Raw genomic sequence first — 19,991 nt, forward strand, 5'->3', positions numbered from 1 at the left:
GTAGCGCCAAGCGACATACTGGTTGGTATGACGACAGTGGCCCAGTTCGGCGGCACCAGCCGGTACGCAGACCTCGACGGACCCGTGCACTGGGTCGACTTCGGCGGACCGGAGGACGGTCCGCGGATCGTCCTCGTGCACGGGCTCGGCGGCTCGCACCTCAACTGGGTGCTGCTCGCGCCGCTGCTCGCCGAGAAGGCCCGCGTCGTGGCCGTCGACCTCGCCGGACACGGCCTGACGCACCCGGAGGGCCGCGGGACCACCGTTCAAGCCAACGCGCGGCTGCTCGGCCGGTTCCTGCGGCACGTCGTCAAGGAACCGGCCGTGCTCGTCGGCAACTCCATGGGCGGCCTGATCTCCCTGCTGCACACCGCGCAGGACCCCGACCTGATCACCGGGCTCGTGCTGGTCGACCCCGCGCTGCCGATGGTGTTCGGCACCCGCCCCGACCCGACGATGCTCAGCACGTTCTTCCTGTACTCGGTCCCCGGTCTGGGCGAGCGGTTCATGGCCCGCTCCAGGGCGGTGTCACCGCGCCGGCAGGTCGACCGCGTGCTGGAGCTCGTGTGCGCGGACCCCACGACCATCCCGGAGGAGCTGAAGCTCGCCAGCGAGCACCTCATCGGCGAACGCGCGAAGGTCGAGGGCCTCGACGCGGCGTTCCTCGCGGCCGCGCGCAGCGTCGTGGTCACGACGTCGAAGCGCGGCGCGTACTTCGCGGCCATGGACAAGATCCGGGTGCCGGTGTTCCTGATGAGCGGCGACCGGGACCGGCTCGTCAACGTCGCGGCGGCCCGGTACGTGGCGCGCCGCCGCCCGCACTGGCGCTACGACGAGTTCGAGGGCGTCGGTCACGTGCCGCAGATGGAGATCCCCGACGTCGTGGCCGAGCGGGTCCTGGACTGGATGGCGGCCAACCGGCTCGGTAGCTGACCTCAGCGCTGGTCTTCCCGTTCGGCGGCCAGCGCCACCAGCTCGTCGAACCCGGCGCGGATGCCGTCGGCCAGCAGCTGCACGTCCGGCACGCCGTCGAAGTCGGCGTTGATGCCGAACGTGAACCTGTCCAGGTAGGAGAAGATGCCGACGGTGATCCGGATCGTCGAGGCCACCGGCACGTACGGGAACATCTCCACCAGCGGGCGGCCGAGCAGGTAGAGCGGGATCCGCGGGCCCGGCACGTTGGTCGTGACGGTCTGCAGGACCTGCTGGGGGAACCGCATGGCGGTGCGCGAGCCGAGCGCCATCAGCGTGGGCGCGGCGAAGTTGCTCAGGTTCGTGAGCACGTCGGCGCCCGCGGCCTGGCGGGAGCTCTTCAGGTCGTCCATCTGCGCGCGGATCGACGCGAGCCGCCGCACCGGGTCCGCCTCGCCGACGGGGAGGTTCACCAGCACGGCGCTGACGCGGTTGTTGAGCTCGTTGTGCTGGTCGGCCCTGCGCATCGACACCGGCACCATCGTGCGCACGACCATGCCGTCGGTCAGCTCGCCGCGCTTCTCCAGCAGGTCGCGGAAACCGCGCGTGACCGCGGTGAGGATGACGTCGTTGACCGTGCCGCCGGCGGCACGGCGGATCTGCTTGATCTCGGCCAGGTCCGCCCGCGCCCACACCCAGCGGCGGTGCGGGCCGATCGGGCCGTTGAGCGACGTGGCCGCGCTCGTCAGCAGGCGGCGCGCGGTACCGGGAAGAGAACCGAGAACGGACTTGCCGAAGTCGACGATCTCGCTGAACGACCGCAGGTTCCGCGCGAGCGCGGGCAGTGCGGCGAGGTGCTGCACCGGGGTCACCACGGCGTCGCGCACACCGTCGACGACGAGGTCGAGGGTCGAGGGCTGCTGCCGCGGCGTCCACTCCTCCGGCTCCGGCAGCTCGCCCTCCTTCCGGAAGTCCAGGATGAGCTGCAGCATGTCCGAACCGGACACCCCGTCGATCATGCAGTGGTGGACCTTGGAGATGATCGCCCAGCGACCGCCCTCCAGGCCCTCGACGAGCCACGCCTCCCACAGCGGCTTCGTGCCGTCGAGCCTCTGCGCGAAGATCCGGCCCGCGAGGTTGCGCAGCTGGTCCTCGCCGCCCGGCGACGGCACCGCGGTGTGCCGCACGTGGTAGAGCACGTTGAAGTGGTCGTCGTCGACCCAGACCGGGCGGCCGACGTGGAACGGCAGCGCCTTCACCTTCTGCCGGTAGCGCGGCACCTGGTCCATGCGCGCCAGGAAGAGGCGGATGACGTCGCCGTAGGACGGCACCGGGCCGTCGAAGACCAGGACGGAACCGACGTGCATCGGCACGTTCTCGTCCTCGATGAAGTAGAAGCCTGCGTCGAGCGAGCTCATCCGGTCCACTCGGGGAACAGTAGAGGAGCACTCCGTCTCAATCGACGTCCATGCAGGTGAGAGGCACTGCACAGCGGTGAGGTTGCCGACGCGTCACCTCCGCGTGGCGAATCGAGACTCGAAAGTGCTGGCAAAAAGATCGATCACGAAACATCATGGACACACCGGGCGGAGCCGCTCGGGGCGCCGGCTCGGGGTTGTCGACGTGTGGGGAGGCCCGTATGTCCGCCATACCTTCGGACGACGTCTTCGACGAAGCTGCCGCTTCGCCCCTGCACCTCGTGAGAGGCAGCGCTCCCGGCCTCTTCTGGTACCTCACCGAACCCACCCGCTGCGCCCTGGACGTCGGCGAGTTCGTCGCGACCCGGTCGATGCTGCGCGGTGCGCCCTCCGGTGACGGCCACCCCGTCCTCGTGTTCCCCGGTCTCGGCGCCGCGGACCCGTCCACGGTGATGCTGCGCCGGTTCCTCTCCGGCCTGGGCTACGAGGCGCACCGCTGGGGCCTGGGCACCAACATCGGCCCGACCCGCCACGCGGTCGACGGCATGCACGCGCTGGTCAAGAAGGTCTCCGACGCCCACGGCGGCCCGGTGTCGATCGTGGGCTGGTCGCTCGGCGGGATCTTCGCGCGCGAGATGGCCCGTGACCACCCGCACCGGGTGCGCCAGGTGGTCACCCTCGGCTCGCCGTACAACATGAGCGATCCCGTGCAGTCACGGGCGATGCCCGCGTTCGCGCTGTTCTCCCGCCTGCACATCCCGAAGGACGAGTTCCCGCCGCCGGAGTCGACCCGCCCGCCGATCCCGGTGCCGGCCACGTCGGTCTACTCCAAGACCGACGGGATCGTGTCCTGGGAGTCCTGTGTGGAGGAACCGGGCCCGCGGCGGGAGAACGTCCAGGTGTCCTCGTCGCACCTCGGGTACGGCTTCAACGCGAGCGTGCTGTGGGTGGTGGCCGACCGGCTGGCCCAGGCGGAGGGCACGTGGGCGCCCTTCACCGCGCCGCCGGGCATGGCGCGCATGTACCCGCGGGCGGCCTGACCCTCAGCAGGGCCGGGCGTCGGCGTAGATCACCAGCGTCCGGTCGGGCTGCCCGGCGAGGTGGAACGCGGTGTAGGCGTAGTCGAGGGGCCCGAGATCGGGGTGGCGCAAGCGTTTCCGGCCGCTGCCCTGGTCCTGCACCTCGTGGTGCGGCCACCACGAGCGCACCTCCGGGCTCGCCTCGTGCAGCTCGGCGACCAGCCGCGTGAACCGCTCGTCGGCGGGGTGGCGGCCCGCGAGGGTGCGCAGCCGGGCGAGCAGGCCGCGCGCCTCCTGCTCCCAGTCGAGGACGACCTCGCGGGCCAGCGGGTCGGTGAACGTCCACCGGGCGAAGTTCGGCTTGTCCGCCTTGAGGTTCACGAACAGCTCGGTCGCCGCCGCGTTGTGGCTGAGCACGTCGTAGGTCGCGCCGATCACGTACGCCGGGTGCGGGCCCAGCAGGTGCGGCACGGCCGCCACCTCCGCGGTCACGGCCTCCGCTTCCGGCACCCGCGTGGTCGCGTGCCCGGCGAGCAGGAACAGGTGGTCCTCTTCGGGCCGGTCGAGCCCGAGCGCCGCGGCGAGCGCGGTGAGCACCTGGCCGGACGCCCGCACGTCGCGCCCCTGCTCCAGGTACGTGTACCAGGTGGCGCTGATCCCGGCGAGGACGGCGAGCTCCTCCCTGCGCAACCCCGGTGTCCTGCGGCGGGACGTGTTCGGCAGCCCGGCCTCGGCGGGGGACAGGCGTTCCCTCCGGCTGCGCAGGAACGCGCCGAGCTGCACGCCGCTGGTCAGCCGTCCGTCCCATGCTGGTACCTCCGGTTCCAGCATAAACCGGCTCTGGATACCAGGGTGAAGCCGCCGCAGGCTGGTGCCATGTCAATCGAGGACAAGGTCGTGGCGATCACCGGTGCGAGCAGCGGGATCGGCGAGGCGACCGCGCTGCTGCTCGCACGCCGCGGAGCACGGCTCGTGCTCGGCGCCCGCCGCACGGACCGCCTGGCGGACCTGGTGGCGAGGATCGAGCAGGCGGGCGGCACCGCCGTGCACACGGCCACCGACGTGACCCGGCGCGCGGACCTGCACGCGCTGGTGGCGCTGGCCCGCGACCGGTTCGGCCGGCTCGACGTGCTCGTCGGCAACGCCGGTGCGGGCCCGATCTCGCCGCTCGACGACCTGCGCGTCGACGAGTGGGACGAGATGGTCGACGTCAACGTCAAGGGCGTGCTGCACGGCATCGCCGCCGCGCTGCCGGTGTTCCGCGAGCAGGGGTCCGGGCACTTCGTCACCACCGCCTCCACCGCGGCGTTCCGCGTCGTGCCTGCGATGGCGGTCTACGCGGGCGCCAAGGTGGCCGTGCAGGCGATCTGCGAGGGGCTGCGCCAGGAGGCCGGCCCGCGGGTGCGGGTCACGACCGTGTTCCCCGGTTTCGTGCACACCGCCTTCGCGGAGGCGTCGGCCAACCCCGGTGTGCGGGCGGGCATCGCGGCGATGCGCGACGAGATCGCGATCCCGCCCGACGCCATCGCCCGCGCCGTCGCGTTCGCCCTGGAGCAGCCGCCCGACGTGGACGTCAACGAGATCGTCGTGCGCCCCACCGCCCAGGACTGACCGCCGCCCTGCCGGCCAGAAGTTCTTGTCCGCCTCCTTCCCCTCCTTGCAGACGCCGGCAAGCGGCAGCTGTCGATCGCGGTCACCCTCCAGCGGTGGACCGGCACCTGCTGGCTCAGCCGCGGTAGGCGTTGCGCACGTACGTGAGGCTGAACGTGCCCTTGCCGGAGAAGTACGAGTTCACCAGCTCCGCCGGGTGCGTGGCCAGGTAGCCGCGGTAGAACGCGCCGTCGTTCTGGTCGTCCCAGCCCCAGGGCGCGTTCGCCGCGTTGTCCTTGCCGTTGTCGCCGCGGAACGTGCCGAACGACGCGTACGTCTCGGAGTTGTTGCGGCGCGCCCACATCCCGTTCGCGGCGAACGTGTCCACCAGCCGGTACTTCACGTCCCGGTCGTTGCCACCGGAGGGCACCTCACCGGTCGCGGCGGGGTGGTAGACGACTCCGTCGCCGCCGGGGAAGTCGTTGCCGTCCCAGCGGTACAGGCCGTGGCCCTTGGCCTCCTGGCGCGTGGCCGGCCGCCCGCCGGAGAGCAGCAGCGTGCCGTCGACCGTCTCCGAACCGCTGCGGTACGGCGACCCGGCCGGCACGTAGGAGTAGAAGTCGCTGTGCGCCACCGTGACCGCGGCTTCGAGCGTGCCGTAGGAGGCGTCCTTGCGGACCACGAACAGCGCGCCCTCCAGGTCGTTCTCGTGCGTCGTGAGGCCGAACGGGTCCGGCTTGTCGTCCCAGTCGCGCGGGTGGAAGAACGAGTAGACGAGGAACCAGTGGGTCTCCGTCTCCACGACCGAGTAGTAGGCGGCACCGGTGAGGCGGCTCAGCTGGGTCTGGTTCTCCCAGTTGTTCAGCCCGTCCCAGTCGCCGTCGAAGTCCACTGTGGACAGATAGTCCGCGTCGTGGTCCGACGAGTCCGTGTCCTGGTGGTGCACCGGCGCCCAGTGCAGGGCGAGGTCGTAGTCGGAGACGGCCGCCTGCGCCGGCGCGGCGATGAGGGTCGTCGTGAGCAGAACAGCGGTCGCGAAAAAAGTTTTCACCCACCGCAAACTAGAGGTGATGAAGCCACGGGCACCACGGTGCGCGATTGACCGTTCACGGACTGTTCAGCTGTAGATCGTCACCGTCAACCGCGGCGTCGACCGGAAGTCGGCCGCCTCGTACGCCACGCGCGCCAGCGGCATCGACCCCGCCGCCGCGGTCAGCGTCGTCTCGATCTCCAGCCGCTCGTCCTCGGTCAGGTACGGCCAGAACGAGCTGTGCCAGATCACCGTGCAGGTGTCGCTCTCGTCCGGCGCCACGAGGTTCTCCCGCAGCCACCGCCCGGCCGGTGACCGCGCGACCCGCACCCCGACCTGCGCGGCGAGCTCGATGGCGTCGTCGAGGTCCCAGCGCAGCGCGTCGTGCTCCGGCGGGATGAACGAGTGCAGGATCATCGCGTGCCGCGGGTCGGCCGGGTCGCGCGGCTGCAGGTCGCAGCCCGCCCGCGCGACGATCCGGAGCTCCGGTGGCCGCGGTCCCGCGGCGGCCAGCCGGACGGGCGAGTCCCGGTCGCCCCACTCCCAGTCGAGGCCGAACCAGCGGTAGCGGTCCAGGATCAGGTTCAGCCCCGCGCACGCGCCCAGTTCCAGCAACCGGACCTTGGGCGCGCCGATCATCGTGAGGCCCCGCAACAGGAACCCGGCGGTCTTGGGCTGGTGCTGCTGCACGGTCCGGTCGAGCGCCGCGAGGATCTCGCCGGGGTTCTCCACGATCGCCCGCCGCGCCGCCAGCCACGCCAGCAGCGACGCCGAGTCCGACGCGCCCGCCATCGCCGCCGCGTGCGCGCCGGCGAACCGCTCGCTCAGCTCCGGCGCCCGCCCCGACAGCATCAGCAGCCGCACCCCGGCCAGCGCCTGGATGCCGAACAGCGGGCTGTGCACCGCGCTGTGCGAGCAGAGCAGGTCGGCCACCGGGCCGCCCCGGTCGAGCTCGCTCGCCAGCTCGGAGAGGATGCGCGCGGAGACGGGAGCGCTGCCGCGCAACCGCGTCGCGAAGGTGCGCAGGGTGGCAGCGCCGATGCCGGCCGCGGTCACGCGTTCCTCCCTTGTTCGGCAACGGACGTCACAACGGCGTGACCGCGTTCCTACCCGAACAAGAGCCGGGATGTGCGCCGAATGCGCGCTGTATCGTGCGGCAAGTGAGTGAATTCCTTCAGCTGTCAACGGCGGGTCCGGTCGCCACGCTGACGATCGACCGGCCGGCCAAGCGCAACGCGATGAGCTACGAGATGTGGTCCGCACTGCCCGGCCTGATGGCCCGCGTGTCCGCCGACGACAGCGTCCGCGTGCTGGTCATCAGGGGTGGCGAGCACTTCTCGGCCGGCGCGGACATCGCGGAGTTCTCCACCCTGCGCCGGGGCGCGGAGGGTGCCGCGCGCTACGGGGAAGCTGTGCACAACGGCGAGCGCGCCATCGTGCAGCTCGACAAGCCCACCATCGCGGCGGTGTCCGGGTTCTGCGTGGGCGGCGGCTGCGAGATCGCCCTCGCCTGCGACCTCCGGGTGGCGGCGGCCGGCGCGCGGTTCGGGATCACCCCGGCGAAACTGGGCATCGTCTACAACTTCACGTCCACCAAGCAGCTCGTCGACGTGGTCGGCCCGGCGTGGGCGAAGCAGATCCTGTTCTCCGCCGACCTGATCGACGCAGCGACCGCGTTGCGGATCGGGCTGGTCAACGAGGTCGTCGCGGACCTCGGCGCGCGCGTCGGGGAACTGGCGGCACAGATCGCCGGGCGTGCGCAGGTGAGCGTGCGCGGGGCGAAGAAGATCGTCAACTCGATCACCGACGGTGGCCACGAGGACGACTTCGTGCGGGCGCTGTACGCGGAGGCCGCCTCCAGCGCCGACTACGCGGAGGGCGTGTCGGCGTTCCTGGAGAAGCGGCCCCCGCGGTTCTGACGTGGCCGGCAGGGGTCAGAAGCGTTCGGCGTCGATCGTGGTGTCCTCGCCGTGGCCGGTGTGCACCACGGTGCCGCCGGGCAGCTCGAAGAGCTTCTCCCGGATCGACCGCTCGATCGTCGGCCGGTCGGAGAACGACCGGCCGGTCGCGCCCGGACCGCCCTGGAACAGCGTGTCACCGGTGAACACCGCGCCCAGCGACGGCACGTAGAAGCACACCGCGCCGGGCGAGTGGCCCGGCGTGTGCAGCACGTGGATCTCCTCGCCGGCCACCGTGAGCACCTGGCCGTCCTGCAACGCCTCGTGCGGGGTGACGCCCGTGTGGGTCAGCTCCCACACGACCCGGTCGGCCTGGTGCAGCGCCAGGGGAGCACCCGTGGCGTGCGCGAGGTCGGGAGCGACCCGCACGTGGTCGTCGTGGGCGTGGGTCAGCAGGATCGCCTTGACCCGGCGGCTGCCGACGACCGCCAGGATCGCGTCCACGTCGTGCGGTGCGTCGATGACGACGCACTCCCTGTCGTCGCCGATCACCCAGACGTTGTTGTCGACGTCGAACGTCTCGCCGTCCAGCGAGAACGTGCCGGACGTGACGGTGTGGTCCACCCGCAGCGCCATCAGAACACCACGACCGATCGCAGCACGTCGCCGTGGTGCATCTTCTCGAACGCGCCCTCGACGCCGTCCAGCGCGATCTCCTCGGTGACGAACGCGTCCAGGTCGAACCGGCCCTGCTGGTAGAGGTCGACCAGCAGCGGGAAGTCCCGCGAGGGCAGGCAGTCGCCGTACCAGGAGGACTTGAGCGACCCGCCGCGCGAGAAGAAGTCGATCAGCGGCATCTCCAGCGTCATGTCCGGCGTCGGGACGCCGACCAGCACGACCGTCCCGGCGAGGTCGCGGGCGTAGAACGCCTGCTTCCACGTCTCCGGGCGGCCGACCGCGTCGATCACCACGTCCGCGCCGAACGAGCCGGTCAGGTCCTGGATCGCCGTCACCACGTCGTCGACCTCGCGGGCGTTGACCGTGTGCGTGGCACCGAAACCCTTGGCCCACTCCAGCTTCCGCGGGTCCGTGTCCACGGCGATGATCTTCGCCGCACCCGCGAGGCGCGCACCGGCGATCGCGCCGTCACCGACACCACCGCAGCCGATCACGGCCACCGAGTCGCCGCGCGTGACACCACCGGTGTTCACCGCCGCGCCCACACCGGCCATGACACCGCAGCCCAGCAGGCCCACGGCCGCGGCCCGCGCGGACGGGTCGACCTTCGTGCACTGTCCCGAGTGGACCAGCGTCTTCTCGGCGAACGCGCCGATGCCCAGCGCGGGCGACAGCTTCGTGCCGTCGGTCAGCGTCATCGGCTGCGTCGCGTTGAACGTCGAGAAGCAGTACCACGGCTTGCCGCGCTTGCAGGCACGGCACGTGCCGCAGACCGCGCGCCAGTTGAGCACCACGAAGTCGCCGGGTTCGAGGTCGGCGACGCCCTCGCCCACGGACTCGACGACACCGGCCGCCTCGTGCCCGAGCAGGAACGGGAACTCGTCGTTGATGCCGCCCTCGCGGTAGTGCAGGTCGGTGTGGCAGACGCCGCACGCCTGCACCTTCACCACGGCCTCACCGGGTCCGGGGTCGGGCACCAGCACCGAGGTCAGCTCGACGGGTTGTCCCTTGCCCCTGGCGACGATGCCCTTGACCTCTTGCGCCACTCTGCGACTCCTTCAGTTGACGAGCGTCGAGCCTTCGAACTTGCCCAGCTCTTCCCGGTAGAACTCAATCCCTACACCGTTGGGGTCGCGGATGTACAGGCTGTCCTCGACGCCCCGATCCGGCCCCAGGTACTCGACCCCGTCCTCGTCGAGCTTGGCCTTGATCGCGTCGAACCGCTCCGGCGAGATGGACAGCGCCAGGTGCTGCACGGCGCCGATCGTCTCGGAGAACGGCGGGTGGTCGTGACCGGGGAAGTCGAAGAACCCCAGCAGGTTCTTGCTGCCGAGGTCGAAGAAGAAGTGGCTGGAGCCGCGGTAGTCGCGGTTCTCCACGAGCTCCACCAGCGGGAAGCCGAGGAACTCCTGGTAGAACCGGATCGTCTCCTCGACGTCGCGGCAGATCAGCGCGATGTGGTGGACGCCCTGCGTCGGTGAGCCGCCGCGGTCGGCCAACGGCTTCACGTAGCGTTCGCGCAGCTCGTCGCGCTTGGCCCTGATCGCGTCCAGCTCGGCACCCTCTGGCTGTGGCATGCCGACCAGAGTAGTTGAGGGTTCAAACGCCCGCAGGACCACGACGAGCCGGTCCGCGGGTGGGCGCGGACCGGCTCGTGTCGTGCCGTGGTGGTGCGGTGGTCAGTCTTCCTCGTCGCCGGGCCACTTGCCCGTGGCCTTCTGGAAGCCGACGGCGCCACCGCGGTCGATCGCGGCCTTGACCAGGCCGAAGATCGCTCCCTGCAGTGCGGCGGCGAGCAGGACCTCGCGCCAGCGGCGGTCCTTCATGGTCGCGCTGGGCGCTTCCTTGTCGCCGGCGACGACCTTCCAGATCTGCCCGAAGATCGCCGTGGCGGCCATGCCGCCCAGCGCACCGAGCAGCATTCCGAGTGGGCGGTACAGCAGCTTCATCCGTTCCTCCTGGACAGCTTCCAGATGAGGAGCACGAGTGCCATCAGCACCGCTCCGATCGCCAGCGGGTGCTGACGCGCCTTCTGCACCTGCTGCGCCACCGGTTCGGGCAGCGACGCCACGGCCTGGTCGGTCGCCGCGGTCATCCGCACGACCGTCTCGTGCGCCTGCTCCTTCACACGACCCGGCACGTCGACCTTGTGCGCCAACGCCTCCACGGTCTCGCCGAGCTCACGGCGGGTGCGTTCGACGTCCCGCTGCAACTGCTCCCTGGGATCGGTCATCGGTGCGCACTCTCCTTGATCGTCGCGATGTCGCGCTGGACGTTCTCCACCGCCTGCCGCGGCACGGGCGGAGCGGCCTGCTTGACCTGCGAGCGCCCCACCAGCGCCAGGACACCGGCGATCAGGAGGAGCCCGGCGGCGACGATGAGGGCAGCCGCCCACCCAGGCAGCACGAGGGAGAGGGCGAGGACCAGGCCGGCGACGACGCTCAGCCCGCCCCACCACGCGAACACGCCGGCCGCGCCGAACAACCCGGCGCCGACACCGGCGTGCTTGCCCTTGTCCTTGAGCTCGGCGACCGCGAGGCGAATCTCATCGCGTGCGAGCCTGCTCACCTGCTCGGACAGCTGGTTGACCAGCTGTGCGGTCGACGTGTCGGTGTTCATGCGACTCGGCTACCCGGAGTAGCCCCTCGCGAATCACCGACATGGGTGTTTCGCGGGAGGTCAGCCCTGTTCCTGCGCCTGCTTGACCTTCGCGTGGACCTCTTCCATGTCCACACCGCGGGCCTGCTCGATCAGGTCGTCCAGCGCGTTGCCCGGCAGCGCACCCGGCTGGGCGAACAGCACGACACCCTCGCGCACGATCATCAACGTGGGGATCGACCGGATGCCGAACGTGGCCGCGAGCTCCTGCTGCGCCTCCGTGTCGACCTTGCCGAACACCAGGTCCTCGTGCTTCTCCGACGCCGCCTCGTACGTCGGCGCGAACGCACGGCACGGCCCGCACCACTCGGCCCAGAAGTCGACCAGGACGATGCCGGAACCGCCGACCACCTCGTCGAAGTTCTCCGTGGTCAGCTCGACCGTCGCCATCTGTTCCTCCTCGTAGTTGGCTCGCCCCTCCCAACGCCCCAACCGCCCCCAAAATTCCCGCCCCTCCGGGCACGCGGGGACCCCGCGTGCCCTCTACGAGTACGAAAGCTCCCCGCGTGCACTGGGACAGGCGTGGATTTCAACTTTTGTGGACGTCTTCAACGGAGCGTTGTAGGTTCCCGGCCATGAAGCCGCGCCTGCTCGTGACCACGCTGCTCGTCGCCACGCTCACCGCGTGTGGCGGCACGTCTGACAACGCGCAGACGACCACCCCGCCGTCCTCGGACCTGTCGAGCGTCCAGAAGGACGACGCGCTCGCCGCGCTCGTGCCCCCGGCCATCGCGCAGACCGGCAAGCTGCGGGTCGGGTCGAACATCCAGAACCCGCCGAACAACTTCTACAAGGAGGACGGCAAGACCCCGCAGGGGTCCGAGGTCGACCTGATCACCGCGATCGCCGCCAAGATCGGGCTCAAGGCCGAGCACAGCGACATGGCGTTCAGCTCGCTGATCACGAGCCTGGAGACCGGCCGGGTCGACGTGACGATGGCGGCGATGAACGACACCGCCGAACGTCAGCAGAAGATCGACTTCGTCGACTACTTCACCTCCGGCATCACGATCATGGTGCAGAAGGGCAACCCGCAGGGCGTCAAGGGGCCCGACGACCTCTGCGGCAAGGGGGTGGCGGTGAACCTCGGCAGCTCGCAGGAGACGTTCGCCAAGGAGCAGAGCCAGCGCTGCGTCGCCGCGGGCAAGCCCGAGGTGCAGGTCAGCGTCACCGACAGCGACACCGGCAACCAGAACCAGCTGCGCACCGGCCGCGTCGCCGCGATCCTCAACGACCTGCCGACCGCCGTGTACGTCGCCAAGACCGCGGGTGACGGCGCGTTCTTCGAGGTCGTCGAGCTCGCCCCGATCAACGGCGGCCCGTACGGCATCGGCGTGAACAAGCAGAACGCCAAGCTCAGCGAGGCGGTCAAGGGCGCGTTGCAGGCACTGATCGACGACGGCACCTACGCCAAGATCCTCGGCAACTGGGACATCAAGCAGGGTGCGATCGGCAAGGCTGCGATCAATGGCAAGTGATGTCGATCGGATGTCCGATCAGAAGCAGGATCATGAGCTCGTCGTCGTCCCGCTGAGCCACCCGTGGCGGTGGGTCAGCGCGGGGATCATCGTCATCATCATCGCCGGCCTGGGCTGGGCGATGGCGGAGGCGCAGATCCAGTGGGAGCACGTCCCGGGGTTCTTCACGCACCCCGTCATGCTCGAAGGCCTGGTCAACACCATCGTGCTGGCCATCGCCGCGCAGGGTGGTGCGATCGTGCTCGGTGTGGTGGTCGCGCTGATGCGGCTGAGCGCCAACCCGGTCGCACGGTGGTTCGCCATCGGCTACATCTGGCTGTTCCGCGGCCTGCCGGTGCTGCTGCAGATCCTCATCTGGTTCAACCTCGCGCTCGTCTTCCAGAACATCAGCATCCCGATGGTGTTCAGCGTGCCGACGAACGTGGTGATGACCGCGTTCGTGGCGGCGTTACTGGGGCTGGGGCTGAACGAGAGCGCCTACATGGCCGAGATCGTCCGCGCAGGTCTGTCCAGCGTGGACCCCGGTCAGACCGAGGCGGCCAAGTCGATCGGCATGACCCCGGCCACGACGTTGCGGCGGGTGGTCCTGCCGCAGGCCATGCGCGTGATCATCCCACCGACCGGCAACAACTTCATCAACATGATCAAGGGCACGTCGATGGCGTCGGTGATCGCGTTCCTGGAGCTCATCCACGCCGCGAACAACATCGCCTCGCGCAACCTGGAGATCATGGAGACCCTGTTCGCCGCCGCGGCCTGGTACCTGGTGATGGTGTCGCTGGCGTCGGTCGGGCAGCACTACCTGGAGCGTGCGTATGGCCCTCGTTGAGGCGGTCGATGTCCGCAAGTCGTTCGGTCACACCGAGGTGCTCAAGGGCATCGACCTGGAGGTCGAGCGGGGTGAGGTCGTGTGCCTGCTCGGGCCGTCCGGTGCCGGCAAGTCGACGTTCCTGCGCTGCGTGAACCACCTGGAGACCATCGACGCGGGCCGCATCTGGGTCGACGGCGTGCCGGTCGGGTTCCGCGCGGCCGGCGGCAAGCTGTACGAGCTGAAGGAGCGCGACGTCGCCCGGCAGCGCCGTGACGTGGGCATGGTGTTCCAGCGGTTCAACCTGTTCCCGCACCGCACGGCGCTGGAGAACGTCTTCGAGGGCCCGGTGCACGTGCTCGGCGTCAACCGGGCCACCGCCGTCGCCGAGGCGCGCGACCTGCTGGAACGGGTCGGGCTCGCGGAGAAGGCCGGCGCCTACCCGGCGCAGCTGTCCGGCGGCCAGCAGCAGCGTGTTGCGATCGCCCGCGCGCTGGCGATGAAACCCAAGCTGATGTTGTTCGACGAGCCCACGTCGGCGCTGGACCCCGAGCTCGTCGGGGAGGTGCTCGACGTGATGACCGGTCTCGCCCGCGACGGCATGACGATGATCGTGGTCACCCACGAGATCGGCTTCGCCCGCTCGGTCGCCGACCGCGTGGTGTTCCTCGTCGACGGCGCGGTCGTCGAGTCCGGCACCCCGGCCGACGTGCTCGACAACCCGCAGCAGCCGCGCACGCGGCAGTTCCTCGCAAAGGTGCTCTAGGTGACCAACTCCTCGTACCTCGCCCAGTTCCGCGAACCGGAGGGGTACCTCGACTTCGCCCGCTTCGGCCCCCCGTCGATCCCGGTGGTGGCGGCCACGACCCGGCTGATGGAGCAGGCGTCGCTCGCCGGTCCCGCCACGGTGGACACGCTGATGCGCGAGGAGCAACGCGTCAAGGCCGCCGCCGCGCGGCTGTGCCGCACCGACACCGACCACGTGGCGCTCGTGCCGAACACGTCGACCGGCCTCTTCCAGGCCGCGTTCGGCCTGACCGGCACCGTCATGTACTCGGCGGCGGAGTTCCCGTCGAACACCTACCCGTGGGTGCGCGCGGGCCTGTCGTCGGTGGTGCTCGACGGCGCGGTGACGGCGTCCTCGGTCGTCGACGCGCTGACGCCCGAGGTGTCCGCGCTGTCGGTGTCCGCCGTGGACTTCCGCACCGGCTACCGGGCGGACCTGGCGGCGTTGCGCGAGGCCGTCGGCGACCGCCTGCTGATCGTGGACGGCATCCAGGGCTTCGGCGTGGTCGACGAACCGTGGGAGGTGGCCGACGTGCTCGTGGTCGGCGGCCAGAAGTGGCTGCGGGCCGGGTGGAGCACCGGTTTCGTGGTGCTGTCGGACCGCGCGCTGGAACGGCTCCAGCCCGTGCTGTCCGGGTGGACGGGCGCGGTGGACGCGGGCCTGTTCGACAACGCCGTGCACGCTGCGGCCCCCGACGCGGCGGCGTGGAACGTCACCAACCTCTCCCCGGTCGTGTCCGGTGCGTTCGCCGAGGCGCTGGAGCTCGTCGAGCTGGCGGGCGTGGGCGCGCTCGACACCGCCGTCGCCGAGGTCGTCGCCGAACTGGAGGAGATCGTGCTGTCGTGCGGCGGCGAGGTCGTCTCCGCCCGCGACCGCCGCGCCGGCATCCTGGCGTTCACGACGGCCGAGGCCGCGCCGGTCGTGGGGGAGGCGCTGAAGTCGTTCGGCGTCACCGCCACCGTCCGCCCGGAGCACGTCCGCCTGTCCCCGCACGCCACGACCACCCGCGGCACCCTCGAACGCGTCCGGTCGGCGCTGCGGTCGCTGTCCGGTCCGTCGGTCTCGACCATGCCGGCGGCGCTGTCGGCGCTGGTGCCGACGGTCGACAGCCTCGCCACGGCACTGGGCCCGGACACCGAGGTCGTGGTGCACGACCTGTCCCGGCTGCCGAACTCGATCATCGCGATCGCCGGCTCGCTCACCGGCCGCCAGGTGGGCGGCCCGATGACGGACCTGCTGCTCGGCCTGGTCCGCCGCGGCACGACGACCGACATGCCCGGCTACGAGACCTACGCGCCGGACGGCCGCGCGATCTGGTCGTCGACGACCTTCGTGCGCGACGCGGCCGGGGTGGCGGTGGGCTGCCTGTGCGTCAACAAGCTCGCCGCGCACGAGGCGTCCGGGCCCGTCGAGTCGTTCCCGCAGGACGTGGACACACTCCAACGGGTGCTCGTCGAGAAGGCGATCGCCGACGTCGGGGTGCCGGTCGAGCTGATGAAGAAGGTGCACAAGTCGCAGGTCGTGCGGGTGCTGGACGAGGCGGGGTTCTTCCTGATCCGCGACTCGGTCGACCACCTGGCGAGCGTGCTCGCGGTGACCCGCTACACGATCTACAACTACCTCAACGCGAACCGGGGCACGTGAGGGCTGCCGGCGGGCCGCTCACCACCAGTCCGGAGCGGCCCTCCAGGCGGGCGCGACCGGGCGCTCGCCGCCGGTGGTCATGAACTCGTGGGCGGCCCGGCGCACGACGTCCAGCGGGATCTCGGAGTCGGCCGGGTACTCGGTGTCCGAGCTCATCAGGTAGTACAGGACCGGTTCGGCGGAACCCCAGTCGGTTCCGGGCGTTTCCGTGCTGAACCACTTCTGCCCGCCACCGGCGTAGTACAGCGCGCCCCGACCGGCCTGGCCGTGCAGCCCGACGTTGAAGTTCGCGCGGCCGGGGTTCTCGGCCACGTACAGGTCGACGAGCACGCGGCCGTCCCGACCGGCGACGGCGTCCAGCACGGCGTCCAGCTCGGCCGGGGTGCGGACGATCACGGCGTCGTCCTGGTCCTCCTCGTACCAGGCTTCCAGCTCCACCACGGCTCTGTTCTCCGAGGGTGCTCCATCTCAGCGCGAGCCGACGTGTGCGACCAGCGACCGCCAGGCGGAAGTCGAGAACGTGAGCACGTCGCCGCTCACGTTCTTCGAGTCCCGCACCAGCGCGTTGTGGTCGAGCGACACGTCGACACAGGCGCTGCTGTCACCGCCGGTGCTGTAGCTGCTCTTGCGCCAGGTCCGTCCCTGCGTCATGAGGGTGCTCCATCTCAGCGCGAACCGAGGTGCGTGAGCAGCGACTGCCAGGCGGGGGTCGAGAACGTGAGCACGTCGCCGCTCACGTTCTTCGAGTCCCGCACCTGCGCGTTGTGGGCCAGCGACACGTCGACACAGGCGCTGGCCTCGCCTCCTGTGCTGTAGCTGCTCTTACGCCAGGTCCGTTCCCGCGCCATTGGAATCCCCTCGAAGTCGGCTGATGTACTCCATCAGCTTGCGCTTCGATTGTTCCTGATCCAAGGCGAACGTCTCCAGTCGCTTGAACAGAGCTACTGCAACCTCGATCGCAGCATCGTCCTGAGCGAAAACCTGTGCCAGTTCACTGTCGGTGTACGCAACCGGCGGCGCCTTCTCGAACTCCAGCAGAGCGCAACCCGCCGTCAGGATGACCGCGTCCTCAGGGATGATCCGCACGATGTGCGTGTTGAAGAGCATGCGGAGGTACTGCTCCTCCATGATTTTGTCGTCGCCGACGTAGGTTTGCAGAGCGCGTTCGAGCACGTAGATCCGGATCTCCGGTCGTCTGGCGCGCCGCAGGATCGTTTGCCGGTCGATGCGGCACTGCACGCACGCCGCGATCTTCTCCAGGGCAACCAGCCCCGCTTTGCGGTACAGCGCATCGGCGTACTCGGCTGTCTGGACGAGACCAGGGGCGGTGCTGGTCTCCACCCAGGTGATCTTCGTGGCCAGCGACTCGGCCATCATGAGCGTGCGCAGGTTCTCCGGCATCTGGGCGAAGTACGGGTCGAAGGCGTGCCGGTACCGGGCCTGAAAAGCCTCGATGTACTCCAGGTCCTTGCCGCACACCGTCAGGTACTGGATGATGTCGCCCGCGCTCGCGTGCGCCTTCCCGTGTTCGATGGTGGAGACCTTGCTCGGGTCCCAGCCGAGCCGGTTCGCCATGGCGCGGCCGTGCAGCGACGTGCTCGTCTCCCGGATGAGGCGCAGCTCGTCGCCGAGGTCACGGCTGTACGCGGTGGAGTAGGTCATGGCCTCCGACGCTATTGCTTGAAGTCGTTTCAAGGTACGGACCCGTTCGGGTGGAAACGGCGCTTGTCCCGCGGACCCGCGCCGTTTACCGTCATCAGGTGTGAGAGCGCTCTCAAAGACGAGATTGCAGGCCGGCTTCGCTGCCGTTGCCGTTGTGCTGGCTTCATTAGCCGCGTCCGACACCGCTTCGGCGGCGGCGGACTACACGCAGAACGTGACGTCCGTCAGCACGTCCGAGGCGAGGATCAACTTCACGCCGACGACGCCCGCTCTGTACGTGGACGTCCACTACCTGATCACCAACACGCCCCAGCAGAACTTCCGGATGACCAACAACGGCGGGACGTGGCAGAAGTCCGTCGGGTCGCTGTCGGCGGGCACGGTGGTCGAGTACTGGTTCACCTACGAGAAGAGCGGCCCCCAGTACGACACGCCGCACTTCACCTACACGCACGGCAGCACGCAGGCACCGGTCGCCACTCCCGCGTTCAGCCCGCCGGGCGGCGCCTACACGTCCGGGCAGACGGTGACGATCTCCACCGCCACCTCCGGCGCGACCATCCGGTACACAGTGGACGGTTCGACGCCGACGGCGTCCTCCCCGGTCTACAGCGGGCCGATCTCGGTGCCGAGCTCCAGGACCATCAACGCGATCGGCATCAAGTCCGGGCTCGCGAACTCGTCCGTGGGCAGCGCCACCTACACCATCGGCACGCAGCAGGGTTGCGTGCAGTCCAACACGCCGAACTTCGGGCCGAACACCCGGATCTTCGACCCGAGCATGTCGGCGGCGAGCATCCAGACGCAGCTGGACGCGGACTTCAACATGCAAAAAGACACGCTGACGGCGCAGATGGCGCCGCGGCGGGTCGCGCACCTGTTCAAGCCGGGCACGTACAACATCCACGACGACGTCGGCTACTACACGTCCGTCGCGGGTCTGGGCCGCAACCCCGGTGACGTGGTCATCAACGGCGACATCACCGTGGACGCGTTCAACGAGTCCGACCAGGGCGTGGCGCTGCAGAACTTCTGGCGCTCGGCCGAGAACATGGCCGTGAACCCCAGCAACGGCACCAACCGCTGGGCCGTCGCACAAGCCGCGCCGTTCCGCCGCATGGACATCCGCGGCAACCTGGCGCTCTACCCGGCCTCCTACGGCTTCGCGTCCGGTGGCTACACCGCCGACACGCGCGTGTCCGGGCAGACGGCGTCGGTGTCGCAGCAGCAGTGGTACACCCGCGACTCCAACTACGGCAGCTGGAACGGCGGCGTGTGGAACATGGTGTTCTCCGGGACGCCCGGCGCTCCGGCGACCACGTTCCCGAACCCGCCGTCGACGACCCTCGCGACCACGCCGGTCTCGCGCGACGTGCCGTACCTGTACTTCGAGAACGGTGCCTACCGGGTGTTCCTGCCCTCGTTGCGCACCAACGCCTCCGGTGCGTCGTGGATCAACGGCGGCACGCCCGGTTCGTCGTTGCCGATGAGCCAGTTCTACGTCGTCAAGTCCGGTGACACCGCCTCGACGATCAACGCGGCGCTGGCCCAGGGCTGCAACCTGTTCTTCACGCCCGGCATCTACAACGTCAACCAGACGCTGCAGATCACCCGGCCGAACACCGTCGTGCTCGGCATCGGGTACGCGACGATCGTGCCGCAGAACGGCGTCACGGCCATGCAGGTCGCCGACGTCGACGGCGTGCGGATCAAGGGCGTCCTGTTCGACGCCGGCACGACCCTGTCGCAGTCGCTGCTGACCGTCGGCACACCCGGCTCGTCGGCCTCGCACTCGGCGAACCCGATCACGTTGCAGGACGTGTTCTTCCGCGTCGGCGGCGCCATCGCCGGCAAGGCCACGAACAGCCTCGTCGTCAACAGCAACGACACGATCATCGACCACACCTGGGTCTGGCGCGCCGACCACGGCAACGCCGGCACCTACGGGTGGAACGAGGCCATCGGCGACACCGGTGTCGTCGTCAACGGCAACAACGTGCTGGCCACCGGCCTGTTCGTCGAGCACTACCAGAAGTACCAGGTCATCTGGAATGGCAACAACGGGCGGACGATCTTCTTCCAGAACGAGATGCCCTACGACGTGCCGAACCAGGCGGTGTGGAACTCGCCGAACGGCCTGGCCGGCTACGCGGCCTACAAGGTCGCGGACAACGTGACCACGCACGAGGCGTGGGGGCTCGGCAGCTACTGCTTCTTCAACGTCAACCCGTCGGTGCGGGCCCACCACGCGTTCGAGGTGCCCAACCGGTCCGGGGTGCGGCTGCACAACCTGCTGACCGTGTCGCTCAACTACAAGGGGACCATCACACACGTGGTCAACGAGACGGGAGGGGTGACGCCGCCGGGAACCGTGCCGGTGAACGTCGTCAACTACCCGTAGGCGCTCGA

The 19,991-nt window shown here is 69.7% G+C and carries 24 protein-coding genes; 9 read left to right on the top strand and 15 right to left on the bottom strand.

What is annotated here, in order from left to right; translation table 11 throughout:
* Positions 1-27 precede the first annotated feature (27 nt).
* Positions 28-933: an alpha/beta fold hydrolase gene (locus ACVDFE_RS17045; protein WP_458431015.1), complete on the top strand. Its 906-nt coding sequence runs from the start codon at positions 28-30 to the stop codon at positions 931-933.
* A 2-nt stretch (positions 934-935) separates the two neighbouring features.
* Here the strand turns inward: ACVDFE_RS17045 and ACVDFE_RS17050 are convergent, their stop codons facing one another.
* Positions 936-2,330 (bottom strand): WS/DGAT/MGAT family O-acyltransferase, encoded by a 1,395-nt coding sequence (locus ACVDFE_RS17050; RefSeq protein WP_360392172.1) that lies wholly within the window; start codon positions 2,328-2,330, stop codon positions 936-938.
* 221 nt (positions 2,331-2,551) lie between these two features.
* On the opposite strand from ACVDFE_RS17050, the gene ACVDFE_RS17055 reads away from it, so the two are divergent.
* On the top strand, positions 2,552-3,370 hold the full coding sequence (locus tag ACVDFE_RS17055; protein WP_458431016.1) for an esterase/lipase family protein: 819 nt from the start codon (positions 2,552-2,554) through the stop codon (positions 3,368-3,370).
* Positions 3,371-3,373: 3 nt separating this feature from the next.
* Here ACVDFE_RS17055 and ACVDFE_RS17060 read toward each other — a convergent pair whose 3' ends face one another.
* Positions 3,374-4,180, bottom strand: coding sequence for a helix-turn-helix transcriptional regulator (locus tag ACVDFE_RS17060; RefSeq protein WP_458431017.1), 807 nt, complete (start codon positions 4,178-4,180; stop codon positions 3,374-3,376).
* 45 nt (positions 4,181-4,225) lie between these two features.
* Between ACVDFE_RS17060 and ACVDFE_RS17065 the strand changes: the two genes are divergently transcribed.
* Positions 4,226-4,960 carry an SDR family oxidoreductase gene (locus tag ACVDFE_RS17065; RefSeq protein WP_458431018.1) on the top strand — a complete coding sequence of 245 codons (735 nt, stop codon included), beginning with the start codon at positions 4,226-4,228 and terminating at the stop codon, positions 4,958-4,960.
* Between the two features lie 115 nt (positions 4,961-5,075).
* Here the strand turns inward: ACVDFE_RS17065 and ACVDFE_RS17070 are convergent, their stop codons facing one another.
* Both ACVDFE_RS17070 and ACVDFE_RS17075 read right to left on the bottom strand, forming a co-directional pair.
* Positions 5,076-5,990, bottom strand: a complete 915-nt coding sequence (locus tag ACVDFE_RS17070; RefSeq protein WP_360392160.1) for a hypothetical protein — start codon at positions 5,988-5,990, stop codon at positions 5,076-5,078.
* Positions 5,991-6,056: 66 nt separating this feature from the next.
* Positions 6,057-7,025, bottom strand: a complete 969-nt coding sequence (locus ACVDFE_RS17075) for a DUF2332 domain-containing protein (protein WP_360392157.1) — start codon at positions 7,023-7,025, stop codon at positions 6,057-6,059.
* A gap of 104 nt (positions 7,026-7,129) precedes the next feature.
* Here ACVDFE_RS17075 and ACVDFE_RS17080 point away from each other — a divergent pair, with 104 nt between their 5' ends.
* Positions 7,130-7,888: an enoyl-CoA hydratase/isomerase family protein gene (locus tag ACVDFE_RS17080; protein WP_458431019.1), complete on the top strand. Its 759-nt coding sequence runs from the start codon at positions 7,130-7,132 to the stop codon at positions 7,886-7,888.
* 15 nt (positions 7,889-7,903) lie between these two features.
* Here the strand turns inward: ACVDFE_RS17080 and ACVDFE_RS17085 are convergent, their stop codons facing one another.
* The 7 genes from ACVDFE_RS17085 to trxA form a co-directional block, all read right to left on the bottom strand.
* Positions 7,904-8,503 carry an MBL fold metallo-hydrolase gene (locus tag ACVDFE_RS17085; RefSeq protein WP_360392154.1) on the bottom strand — a complete coding sequence of 200 codons (600 nt, stop codon included), beginning with the start codon at positions 8,501-8,503 and terminating at the stop codon, positions 7,904-7,906.
* Positions 8,503-9,591, bottom strand: coding sequence for an S-(hydroxymethyl)mycothiol dehydrogenase (locus tag ACVDFE_RS17090; RefSeq protein ID WP_360392151.1), 1,089 nt, complete (start codon positions 9,589-9,591; stop codon positions 8,503-8,505). The genes ACVDFE_RS17085 and ACVDFE_RS17090 overlap by 1 nt, the downstream gene beginning before the upstream one ends.
* A gap of 12 nt (positions 9,592-9,603) precedes the next feature.
* A complete protein-coding gene (locus tag ACVDFE_RS17095) occupies positions 9,604-10,122 on the bottom strand; it encodes a VOC family protein (protein ID WP_360392148.1) in 519 nt (172 codons plus the stop codon).
* A gap of 102 nt (positions 10,123-10,224) precedes the next feature.
* Positions 10,225-10,494, bottom strand: a complete 270-nt coding sequence (locus ACVDFE_RS17100) for a DUF4235 domain-containing protein (RefSeq protein ID WP_360392146.1) — start codon at positions 10,492-10,494, stop codon at positions 10,225-10,227.
* The gene (locus ACVDFE_RS17105) at positions 10,491-10,778 is read right to left on the bottom strand and encodes a DUF3618 domain-containing protein (RefSeq protein ID WP_360392143.1); all 288 of its coding nucleotides are present in this window, start codon (positions 10,776-10,778) and stop codon (positions 10,491-10,493) included. The genes ACVDFE_RS17100 and ACVDFE_RS17105 overlap by 4 nt, the downstream gene beginning before the upstream one ends.
* On the bottom strand, positions 10,775-11,164 hold the full coding sequence (locus ACVDFE_RS17110; protein WP_360392141.1) for a phage holin family protein: 390 nt from the start codon (positions 11,162-11,164) through the stop codon (positions 10,775-10,777). Before ACVDFE_RS17110 ends, ACVDFE_RS17105 begins: the two co-directional genes overlap by 4 nt.
* A 60-nt stretch (positions 11,165-11,224) precedes the next feature.
* Complete coding sequence (gene trxA, locus ACVDFE_RS17115) at positions 11,225-11,593, bottom strand: thioredoxin (protein ID WP_360392139.1); 369 nt, start codon at positions 11,591-11,593, stop codon at positions 11,225-11,227.
* Positions 11,594-11,778: 185 nt separating this feature from the next.
* On the opposite strand from trxA, the gene ACVDFE_RS17120 reads away from it, so the two are divergent.
* Genes ACVDFE_RS17120 through ACVDFE_RS17135 form a run of 4 tightly spaced genes read left to right on the top strand, consistent with a single transcriptional unit; the run spans position 11,779 to position 15,920 of the window.
* Entirely contained in the window at positions 11,779-12,681 is a 903-nt protein-coding gene (locus ACVDFE_RS17120) for an ABC transporter substrate-binding protein (protein WP_360392136.1), read from the top strand.
* Positions 12,682-12,691: 10 nt separating this feature from the next.
* Positions 12,692-13,510 (top strand): amino acid ABC transporter permease, encoded by an 819-nt coding sequence (locus ACVDFE_RS17125; protein ID WP_360392133.1) that lies wholly within the window; start codon positions 12,692-12,694, stop codon positions 13,508-13,510.
* Complete coding sequence (locus ACVDFE_RS17130; protein ID WP_458431022.1) at positions 13,497-14,255, top strand: amino acid ABC transporter ATP-binding protein; 759 nt, start codon at positions 13,497-13,499, stop codon at positions 14,253-14,255. The genes ACVDFE_RS17125 and ACVDFE_RS17130 overlap by 14 nt, the downstream gene beginning before the upstream one ends.
* A complete protein-coding gene (locus ACVDFE_RS17135; RefSeq protein ID WP_458431023.1) occupies positions 14,256-15,920 on the top strand; it encodes an aminotransferase class V-fold PLP-dependent enzyme in 1,665 nt (554 codons plus the stop codon).
* A gap of 18 nt (positions 15,921-15,938) precedes the next feature.
* On the opposite strand, the gene ACVDFE_RS17140 is transcribed toward ACVDFE_RS17135, so the two are convergent.
* The 4 genes from ACVDFE_RS17140 to ACVDFE_RS17155 are packed head-to-tail and all read right to left on the bottom strand — an operon-like array spanning position 15,939 to position 17,582.
* Positions 15,939-16,361, bottom strand: coding sequence for an Imm1 family immunity protein (locus ACVDFE_RS17140; protein WP_458431024.1), 423 nt, complete (start codon positions 16,359-16,361; stop codon positions 15,939-15,941).
* A gap of 27 nt (positions 16,362-16,388) precedes the next feature.
* A complete protein-coding gene (locus ACVDFE_RS17145; RefSeq protein ID WP_458431025.1) occupies positions 16,389-16,571 on the bottom strand; it encodes a DUF397 domain-containing protein in 183 nt (60 codons plus the stop codon).
* A gap of 14 nt (positions 16,572-16,585) precedes the next feature.
* Positions 16,586-16,768 carry a DUF397 domain-containing protein gene (locus ACVDFE_RS17150; protein WP_458431026.1) on the bottom strand — a complete coding sequence of 61 codons (183 nt, stop codon included), beginning with the start codon at positions 16,766-16,768 and terminating at the stop codon, positions 16,586-16,588.
* Complete coding sequence (locus ACVDFE_RS17155; protein WP_360392119.1) at positions 16,743-17,582, bottom strand: helix-turn-helix domain-containing protein; 840 nt, start codon at positions 17,580-17,582, stop codon at positions 16,743-16,745. Before ACVDFE_RS17155 ends, ACVDFE_RS17150 begins: the two co-directional genes overlap by 26 nt.
* 154 nt (positions 17,583-17,736) lie before the next feature.
* On the opposite strand from ACVDFE_RS17155, the gene ACVDFE_RS17160 reads away from it, so the two are divergent.
* Positions 17,737-19,983 (top strand): chitobiase/beta-hexosaminidase C-terminal domain-containing protein, encoded by a 2,247-nt coding sequence (locus ACVDFE_RS17160; RefSeq protein WP_458431028.1) that lies wholly within the window; start codon positions 17,737-17,739, stop codon positions 19,981-19,983.
* Positions 19,984-19,991 lie beyond the last annotated feature (8 nt).

Source organism: Lentzea chajnantorensis, assembly GCF_054300775.1.